Consider the following 8,975-nt stretch of genomic DNA (forward strand, 5'->3'; position numbering starts at 1 on the left):
TGCCGGGACCGCCCCCGGCACAAATATGAAGTCAGTGTTCTGCTTCAGGCGGCCTGCTTGTCCGCTTCGATTTGCAATGAAGTGGTCGCGGACGAGCCGTTTTCGATCGCGATGCGGCGCGGCTTGGCCTGCTCTGGAATTTCGCGTTTGAGCGTGATCGCCAACAGTCCGTTGGCGAGCGACGCCCCCTCGACATGGACGGGGTCGGCTAGCTCAAAGCGTCGTTCGAACGACTGTGTGCTGATGCCGCGGTGCAGATACTCGCCTTCTCGCTTCTGAGCAGCGCCGCCCTCCACTACGAGGACGTTGCGCTCCCGCGTCACGTCGAGGTCGCCCATGGAGAAGCCCTCGACGGCAAGGCAGATAGCGTAGCGGTTCTCGCCATTTTTTACGATGCCGTAAGGCGGCCAAGCGTCTACGGCCTGAACGCGCTGTGTATTGCTGAGCAGTTTGACGACCTTGTCGAAACCAACAGTCGAGCGGTAAAGCGGTGCGAAATCGCATTCAGCTCTCATAGCCATATCCTCGTAAGCAACATGGTGGGGACGTTGTGTCCAAATATATCAGCCCCACAGAAAGCCGATGGTGCAAGGCTGGCGGCGTTCCCGGATAAAACGCTGCTACTCTGAAATGTAATTCTGCCAATCTTTCAACTGATCGCTGTCCGGCGTTGCGCGGCGGCCTCTCGTCACCGGCGCCAGAATCAGGGAGCAGTCGGCGCTGAGCGTCCAGCGACTTTGCAGATCCGCAGGTCGCCGGCCGCTTCCTCCATAGGCGAAATCCTCGCTCGACCAAACAACCGACCATTGGCTGCCGGTTGGCGGGGCGAGCAGCGGATCCGCGAGGCCGGTGATGGTGATGTCCGGGCCGAGGTTCACTATGAGCAGCCGCTCGTCTTCGGGCATGCTGAGGAAGAAGCGCAGCAAGAAGGCCCTTTCGCCGACTACGCTTCCGTCCAGGCTGCGCCCACCAGAGTTTGGCTCAGCGTTGAATGCTGCCGTGTTGCGCCGGAGCGCGAGAAGGTCGGTATGTAGCCTGACGATTTCGTGGTTTTCTGCATGCTCGGCCCAGTCTAGCTTCGATGTTTCGAAGGTGGAGCGAGCCGAGGGATTGGCCATAGTCTGGGCAAAAACCTCATCCCGAAGGCTGGGGAACTGCTTCAGAAAGTCGAGCCGTCCGGTGCGAACGGCGTCGATCTCGCCGCCGGAAAGGTCGGCGAAATAGAAGAACGGGCTCGATGCGCCGAACTCCTGGCCTTGAAACAGCATGGGTGTTTGTGGGCCGATAAGCAGCAGCGCCGTCAGCGCCCGCACGCGGGCTGGGGAGGCGAGCCGGTCCATGCGGGCGCCTTTGCCGGAATTGGCGATCTGGTCGTGATTCTGCAAGAAGTGCACGAAGTTTTGCGGTCGCAGATCGAAGCCAGCCCGTCCGCGCGGCGCATCCTGCCAGTCGTAACGCTGACCCTGGAAAAGATAGCCGTATTTGGCAGCGGAGATGAACTCCTGTGCCGTGCCTCGATGGTCGTGGTAATAGGCTTCGCTCCTGCCGGTTAATGCCACCATGGCGGAGTGATGAAAATCATCGTTCCACAGCGCATCCAGCCCGTAGCCCGATTGGGCGGATGGCCGCACCAGCCGCGTCTCCTGCGGTTCATTTTCCCCGACTATGTAAATGCTTTTCTTGCTTGCCGCGGCGCGTGCCTCTCGGGCGATGAGAGCGATGATGTGCTCGTCACCGGCATCGAACAGCGCTTGTGTAGCATCCAGGCGCAGTCCGTCGAAGTGGTACTCATCAATCCAATAGGCCGCATTCTTTGAGAAGAATTCCCGCACGCCGTGGCAGTTATTGCCATCGAAATTGATCGAACTGCCCCAGTCATTGGCATAGCGGTCGGTGAAATAGTCGGGGGTGAGGTCGGAAAAACGATGTGTCGTGCCGAGGTGATTGTAGACGACATCGAGGATCACGCCGATGCCGAGCCCATGGGCCGCGTCGACGAAGGCCCGCAGACCGTCAGGCTGGCCGTAGAGGCGTGACGGGGCATAGGGCAAGACCCCGTCGTAGCCCCAGCCGAAGTCACCGCAAAACTCGTTGACGGGCATAATTTCAAGACAAGTGATGCCGATTCCCTTCAATAAGGGCAGTTTTTCAGCCGCCGCCGCATAGCTGCCCTCTGGTGTGAAGGTGCCAAAATGCATTTCGTAGAGCACTTGACGGTCAGCTGTTATCCCTCGCCAGTCTTGATCGCGCCAATCATAGGAATTGGGATCGACAACCATCGACCAACCGCTGGGCCCTGTCGGCTGGAAGCGGGAGGCCGGGTCGGCGGCCAAGTCAGTGACCATATCCAGTCGGAAACGGTACAGCGCACCAGCGCCGAGACCCTGTGCATTGAGGCTGAAGTATCCGCCCTCGCCTGCAGCCATGGCATGCTCGGTACCATCCGCGAGCAAAACAGATACACGGCTGCGGGCCGGTGCCCAAAGGCGGAATGAGACACCACCTTCGCTGCATTCGGCGCCGACCGGATATCTTCTCCTAAGTGTTCCTTGGTAGGGAATCCGTGTCGTCGTCATGGTTCTCCTAAATTGCGCGCGTTGTCGTTGCGATATAGGCGGCCGGAAAGCCCGCGTCTCAATCAAACCTCTGTTTCGATTGAGGACATCCAATCACCATAAACAGGATCAGAGCGGCAGAGTTCCCGGAGCAGGAGGCCCAAATCTCCCCTCCGATCAAAGCGATTACACACACGCGATGGCAGACCCCGCCGGGGCTCTGCGAGGTGCTCTATGGCAGAAGGTGTACGGTCCATTCCGATGATCCTGGAACTGTCAGCGGGTGGGACGAGAGCGGCGGGAACGGCCGTGGGCTCTCTTATCCATGGAACTTTGCCGTCTTTGATCACCGTAAAACTGCAAGCGGCTCGCAAGATGCAGCATCCGAACGGAGCAGCGTCAAGACTTTGAGCGGTCTTTGGTAGGACCGCGGTGATTGACGAGATTATAGGCACTGTTGATCAGGGCGAGGTGCGAAAAGGCAGCCAGTGAGATTGATCTCAGCGCATGCCCCACTCTCGAGCTGACACTGCGTCCCCCGCTGCTTTCGGCAAGGGCACAACCGTCGGCCTCCAACTTATGACTTGCAATTACTCAAGCCCGCTCAGTTGCCGCGGCTCGGGTGCCGCTTGTCCGATGCATGGCGACCACAAAACCATTGGCGATCGGATCCTCGGCCCCCGATCTCGCGGACACACCCTCATCTAATTCGCGATGCGCCGGCTGATACAATTGAAACAAATGAAACAAAGTCAAAGCGGCGTGATCGCCCGTTACTGAGGCAGAGCAACCGAGCAGCCCTATGGCGCCACAGCCACCTGCCCGGCTTACAAGGAACGAAAGCATCATGACATCGACCTACACAGTCACCGGCGATATTCATACCATCGTCGACGCCAATGCCGCGGATACAAAATATATCATTGCCGAAGGCGGAAGCATCACGCTGCCATCGGGCTTTGCCATCGATGCAACTTCGGATGCGGCCGGGCGTTCCTTCGAAATCAATGGTCACCTGTCGGGCAATGTCGGCCTTGCACTGGGCAATGACTATACCCAGCCCTCTGGCGTGCATGTCACGGTCGGCGCAACCGGGCTAATCAACTCGGTCTATGATGGCATCCTTTCCAAGGGAGACGGCGCAGTGATCACCAATCACGGTGAGATCGATYCTTATTGGGGAATCGATGCCCGCGGCGAAAATCTTTCGATTACCAATACAGGAACGATTAACGCGACCGCATATGGCCTCGAGCTCGGCACCCGAAACGCAGATGTGCATAACTCCGGCACGATCTCGGGCGGGGCGGGGATAGGTATTGGAGTTGTCGGCTACTTGGATGGCGCCGTGACCATCGTAAACACCGGCACCATCAGTGGCCAGGCTTGTGGCATCCAGACCTTCTATGGCGACGATACCGTGATCAACAAGGGTATCGTCGACGGCAAAATCGATCTTTATGCGGGCGATGACCTCTACGACGGCAAATACGGCGTGGTCCACGGGCTCATCGATGGCAATGTCGGAGACGACCACCTGAAGGGTGGCAGTCAATCAGACCAGCTTTCCGGCGGCTTGGACCACGATGTCCTGACGGGCCGCGGCGGCGCTGATGTCTTCATCTTCTCCACGGGATTTGATGCCGACGAGTTCACCGACTTCCAGGTGTCCGGCAACGATCACGACAAGATCAATCTCAGCGCTATGAAGGGGTTCGGCAGCTTCGGCGATCTCAAGGGGCACATGCATGAGAACGGCGGCGATGCTGTCCTCGACTTCGGGCACGGCGACGTGCTGACCCTTGACCACGTCAATTTTCACGACTTGTCGAAGGCCGATTTCCTGTTCTGAGGCCGTTGCGGGCGATTCAGCTCTCCGAGGAGGTGCACGGCGATGGTGCCGCCCTTCTGGCGCATGCCTGCTCGATGGGGCTGGAGGGTATCATTGCCAAGCATCGGAATCAGCCCTATCGCGCCGGCCGCACCAGCGACTGGTTGAAGGTCAAATGCATCCAGAGCGAAAGCTTCATGATCGTCGACTATGAACAATCGACCGCAGCCCGCGGCAGCATCGACAACCTGCTCCTGCCGGCAAGGCAGCGCCATGACTGGGCTTACGTCGGTTCCGTCGGGACCGGCTTCAATCTCAGGGATGCGGAGTATCTTAAGAAGACGCTCGACACGCTGAAGAGTAAAAAGCCTACCGTGCCGCTCAAAGGCAAGAACCTAGGAAGCATCGATAAATTTCTGAATCGGGAAGTTGGATATTGTGGATTCCCATTTTCGCGGTTTGTTTGTAGAGCGTGTCGGTGATCGATGTTGCTGGGATAAAACTGCGTTATGAAGCGCTCAGTCCGATGCTGGACGAGCGAGGCCGTCGTCGTTTTGCTGCGGCGGAAGCGCTTGCGGCCGGATGGGGCGGGAGCGCGGCGGTGAGCGCGGCGACGGGGATCGCGCGCAGCACCATCAGCTATGGATTGCGCGAACTGCGCGGCCAAGCGCCGGATTCAGCGCTTGGCGGGGTGCGGCGCAAGGGTGCGGGTCGCAAGCCCCTGACCGAGACGGACCCCACGCATCTGTCCGACCTCGAAGGTCTTGTCGATCCGTCAACGCGCGGCGATCCGATGTCGCGGTGGAAGTGGACCTCGAAAAGCCTGCGCAACTTGTCGAGCGCGCTTTGCGCCATGGGCCATCGGGTCGGCTACGACGTCGTCGGGAGCCTATTGAAAAGACTTGGCTACTCTCTGCAAGCTAATTGAAAGACGCTCGAGGGATCAGGCCATGCCGGCGACGCTCAGTTCCAGCATATCGCCCAGACGGTCAAGGCCGCCATCGCCGCCGACCAGCCGGCGATCTCCGTCGATACGAAGAAGAAAGAACTGGTCGGCGACTTCAGGAATGGCGGCCGTGAATACCAGCCGGCCGGATCGCCCGAAAAGATCCGCGCCCACGACTTCGTCGACCCCAAACTCGGTCGCGCCGCGCCCTACGGTATTTACGACATCGCCGACGACAAGGGATGGGTCAGTGTCGGGATCGATGACACGGCGGCTTTTGCCGTCAATGCAATCCGTTCCTGGTGGAAGAGCATGGGACGCGACCGCCATCCGCACGCCCATACCTTGACGATCACCGCCGATGGCGGGGGAAGCAACGGCTCGCGCGTCCGCCTCTGGAAGGTCGACTGCAAAAGCTCGCCAACGAACTGGGTCTGAACATTATCGTCCTGCACCTGCCGCCCGGAACCAGCAAATCGAACAAGATCGAGCACCGCCTCTTCTCATTCATCTCACGCAATTGGCGGGGACGACCACTTGTCGACTATCGTACCATCGTCGAACTCATCGCAGCGACCACCTCGACCGCCGGCTTGACGGTGCGTTGCGAGCTCGATGAAAATCTCTATCCCGCCGGCATCAAAATCTCCGACGCCGAAATGGCCCAACTCAATATCATCCGCAACACCTTCCACGGCGAATGGAACTACACAATTAGGCCCAAAACCGCAAAAACGAAGCCGTAATTTGTCGACGATTCCCTCGCGTTTGTGCAGCCGACGCTGATTGCCGAAATCGAGTTTCGCGGTTGGACTCATGACGGAAACCTGCGCCACACGTCCTACAAGTGACTGCGAGAGGTTCAGGACGCTGAGTGAGGCGGAGAAAAGGCAGGCATCTATTTTCGCGCGCGGAAGCGGTCGAATGCGGTCAGTCGCTGGATGGGTGGATCGGCGTCCGGCCAGCGGTAGATTTCGGCCCGCAGAAAATGAAGCTCCTCATCCAGGTCTGCTTCGGCGATCTCGATCCACCAGGATTTGGGGCGTCCATCACTACCGTCAGCCCAGCGATAGCCACGCGCCTTGAGATGGTCTTTCAGATCGAAAGGAGAATTTTCCGCAAAGATACGGACGCGTGAAAGCTGGCTGGCATCGTAGAGTGCCGCAAAAGCAGAACGCTCGGCGCCACTGCGCTCTCCGGCCAGAACCTCGAGCAGTGCGAAGCAATCGTCGACGGCGCGGTGTCCGTCGTGGAAATATCCGCTCTGGCCGATGAGATAACCAAGCTTCGTACCTTCATAGCCCCGGCTGCTCCAGTCGATCTCGGAGACCGAGCACGCCCATGCCTTGCGCGCGAAGATGTCGTTGAGGCCTTCGCAGAAGGGCCGGTCGAAGGCGGCATTGTGCGCGATGACGAGATCGGCCGGTTCGACGATGGCGCRCACCGCGCCCATGTCGAGAACCTGACCGACAACCATCTCATCCGTGATCCCGGTAAGCTGGGTGATCTCGGGTGGGATCGGGTTCATCGGCTGCTGCAAGCCACCATAGACGCCAAAGACATCACCGACGTCGCCTTGCTCATTGAACGAAAAGGCCACCAGACCGATTTCGATGATTTCATGCTGGCGAGGATCGAGACCAGTGGTCTCGGTGTCGACGATCACGCCGGTCAGCGGGAAACCCGGGCAGCACACATCAACGACCTGGCGTGGCTCCAGCTTCCTCAGGACGCGATACCGCCCCGTCGCTTCAAGCGCACGCAGCATGTCCTCTTCCGAAAGAAGGGGGTAGGATTGCCGCGCCTTCCTGGTCGTCTCCAGCGCTATGACTCGCGGCCGCTCGTCATCGGAAAACATATCAAGCTGTGATGCCATGCCACCCTGCCCGTTTCGCTGGATATTAAGTCAATGAAATATCCAAGAGAAGCCTCCATCACACTTCTTCCGCAGCCAGCGTGATAGCGCACAAGAGATTGGAGCGGCGCGACGATTGGCCTGGGAAGGCAAGTCCTCTATTGGACAGGATAGCGGAGTATTGGTCTCGTTGCCAAAGGGCGTAAAGGAACGTGGCAGGTTTTGATAAGATCGTCGCTCTCAAGCTCGGCCTGGATTGGGTGCCGGTTGAAAGCGCCGAGCACGCATTGAACTGCCTGTATGAACTCTGGCCCGACGCATCCGGGCCCTCATACCTTCGTGCCGTCAGGAACTGTCAGGCCTATCTCGCAGGGGAAACGACAATGCTGGCTGCGCGAGCAAGCTTCATGGTTGCCGCTATGGAAGCGGGGCTTCCGTTCGAGATAATATCCGGATCACCTCGCTTTCATGGACGCGCAAATCGCGTCGGTCGCTCAGGAGAACGCCGCCAAAGACAGGGATGAGTCGGGCGACGGCGAAGCCGGCACCTGAATTCGCTCCTACTTCAGAGCGAAGCGGTGTCTGGCTTCCTCGACACATTCTTCAAACAGCCGAGCGGGGTCGGTCGTGCCTTGGCGATAACGGCGCATCACCAGATCGGCACAGTCCTGGCGCGTGTCTTCCGAGTCGAAGAACCAAGGCAGCGCTATGATTGCTTGGTAAACCAGTCGGACGTGTTCGAATTGCGAAGGTGTAATCGGATTGTTGATGGCTTCAACGCTCATGAGCCGCCCACTGGATGCCTGGATAATCATCGGAAGCGGAACCCATAGTTTAGCAACGCTGAATTTAGCATGAATACTCGCGCCTGATCGAGATCGAGCAACTGATCAGCCCGGGGCTGCACCGACGCAGGGCCAACGCGCTAAAATGGACAGGGCGCTCGACCCTTCACGGGGAGCGCCCTGTCGACCCGGACGACCACACGCGGCAGCAAACTGCTCGACAAGGCGGTCATCGATACGGGTAGTGAGCGACAAATGATATCCGGCCGTTCGGTTTTCAAGGTCCGTCGACGCGCTCAAGTTCAAAGAAGTAGACCGGCTCCTCGCCCCGGATCGTCATCGCCCCCATGAGTCTCTCCTCATCAATCCGACGGAAATAGTCGACGATCGGCTGGTCGTCGTAGACCATGGCCGCACTCTCAACGCCGCCAAACACGACCGTCTTCAGGGAGGCGACTGGACCCCTCGCCCGCAGTCCGCGCTGGAGATAGGCAAACAGGTTTTTCGCAAGGCGCATCCTGCCGACTTTATGGAAACGAAGCGCCAGCCGTAGCGGAATTCTGGCCGGATCAATGGCAACCAAGCGCCGTTCGTCGAAGCGAAACAGTAATGCATCAGCGCGCATGTCCGGCCTGAACCGCTTGCCGAACCAGCCGAGATTTTCCAGGACGCCATCGAAAGGATGCCCGGCTGGGATGCCACGCCCTTTCCAGAGCCCGCCCATCTCGCGCGGCTCGATCGGCGGCAAGCGTCGAAATTCGTCAAGGGTCGTTTGCTGTGYTCCCACCAGAGGAACCTTCTTGCCGGCGACCTTTGGTGCGCCGCCTGGATTTGGCGCTGCGCCGCGCCGTTCGCAACTCCTCCAGCGTCGGCAGCCACCAGCCTCGCCCGAGCTCGCTTTGTTTGGGTGGCGTCCTGGCGGGCCAGGTCGCCACCAGTTCCTCCAGCGATCCGGACCGCCACGATGCCCAGATGTATTCCTCTCCCTCGCCTGCGGAAAAGT

The 8,975-nt window shown here is 59.2% G+C and carries 7 protein-coding genes and 4 pseudogenes; 5 read left to right on the forward strand and 6 right to left on the reverse strand.

Features of this window, described 5'->3' with window-relative positions:
* Positions 1 to 44: 44 nt before the first annotated feature.
* Both AC1D06_RS40385 and treZ read right to left on the reverse strand, forming a co-directional pair.
* Positions 45 to 515 carry an Hsp20 family protein gene (locus tag AC1D06_RS40385; RefSeq protein ID WP_477991093.1) on the reverse strand — a complete coding sequence of 157 codons (471 nt, stop codon included), beginning with the start codon at positions 513 to 515 and terminating at the stop codon, positions 45 to 47.
* 105 nt (positions 516 to 620) lie between these two features.
* Complete coding sequence (gene treZ / locus AC1D06_RS40390; RefSeq protein ID WP_477991094.1) at positions 621 to 2,576, reverse strand: malto-oligosyltrehalose trehalohydrolase; 1,956 nt, start codon at positions 2,574 to 2,576, stop codon at positions 621 to 623.
* A gap of 826 nt (positions 2,577 to 3,402) precedes the next feature.
* On the opposite strand from treZ, the gene AC1D06_RS40395 reads away from it, so the two are divergent.
* The 4 genes and pseudogenes from AC1D06_RS40395 to AC1D06_RS40410 all read left to right on the forward strand — a co-directional run.
* Positions 3,403 to 4,407, forward strand: coding sequence for a calcium-binding protein (locus AC1D06_RS40395; protein WP_477991095.1), 1,005 nt, complete (start codon positions 3,403 to 3,405; stop codon positions 4,405 to 4,407).
* An 11-nt stretch (positions 4,408 to 4,418) separates the two neighbouring features.
* Positions 4,419 to 4,832, forward strand: a pseudogene (locus AC1D06_RS40400) (ATP dependent DNA ligase); the annotation flags it as partial.
* A gap of 80 nt (positions 4,833 to 4,912) precedes the next feature.
* A pseudogene (locus tag AC1D06_RS40405) lies at positions 4,913 to 6,078 on the forward strand (ISAzo13 family transposase).
* Positions 6,079 to 6,093: 15 nt separating this feature from the next.
* Positions 6,094 to 6,183, forward strand: a pseudogene (locus AC1D06_RS40410) (ATP dependent DNA ligase); the annotation flags it as partial.
* Between the two features lie 47 nt (positions 6,184 to 6,230).
* On the opposite strand, the gene AC1D06_RS40415 reads toward AC1D06_RS40410, so the two are convergent.
* The gene (locus tag AC1D06_RS40415; RefSeq protein WP_477991096.1) at positions 6,231 to 7,208 is read right to left on the reverse strand and encodes a 3'-5' exonuclease; all 978 of its coding nucleotides are present in this window, start codon (positions 7,206 to 7,208) and stop codon (positions 6,231 to 6,233) included.
* A 191-nt stretch (positions 7,209 to 7,399) separates the two neighbouring features.
* On the opposite strand from AC1D06_RS40415, the gene AC1D06_RS40420 reads away from it, so the two are divergent.
* A complete protein-coding gene (locus tag AC1D06_RS40420) occupies positions 7,400 to 7,711 on the forward strand; it encodes a DUF982 domain-containing protein (protein WP_477877209.1) in 312 nt (103 codons plus the stop codon).
* Positions 7,712 to 7,747: 36 nt separating this feature from the next.
* Here the strand turns inward: AC1D06_RS40420 and AC1D06_RS40425 are convergent, their stop codons facing one another.
* The 3 genes and pseudogenes from AC1D06_RS40425 to AC1D06_RS40435 form a co-directional block, all read right to left on the reverse strand.
* Entirely contained in the window at positions 7,748 to 7,972 is a 225-nt protein-coding gene (locus AC1D06_RS40425; protein ID WP_477991097.1) for a hypothetical protein, read from the reverse strand.
* A gap of 277 nt (positions 7,973 to 8,249) precedes the next feature.
* Entirely contained in the window at positions 8,250 to 8,696 is a 447-nt protein-coding gene (locus AC1D06_RS40430) for a DUF4334 domain-containing protein (protein ID WP_477877394.1), read from the reverse strand.
* A 37-nt stretch (positions 8,697 to 8,733) separates the two neighbouring features.
* Positions 8,734 to 8,975 (reverse strand): annotated as a pseudogene (locus AC1D06_RS40435) (hypothetical protein); the annotation flags it as partial.

This window comes from Rhizobium sp. P2_G2 (assembly GCF_056403555.1).

Coding starts and splice junctions, on each gene's coding strand:
- AC1D06_RS40385 (WP_477991093.1), bottom strand. CDS start 515: ATGAGAGCTGAATGCGATTTCGCACCGCTTTACCGCTCGACTGTTGGT.
- AC1D06_RS40425 (WP_477991097.1), bottom strand. CDS start 7,972: ATGAGCGTTGAAGCCATCAACAATCCGATTACACCTTCGCAATTCGAA.
- treZ (WP_477991094.1), bottom strand. CDS start 2,576: ATGACGACGACACGGATTCCCTACCAAGGAACACTTAGGAGAAGATAT.
- AC1D06_RS40430 (WP_477877394.1), bottom strand. CDS start 8,696: ATGGGCGGGCTCTGGAAAGGGCGTGGCATCCCAGCCGGGCATCCTTTC.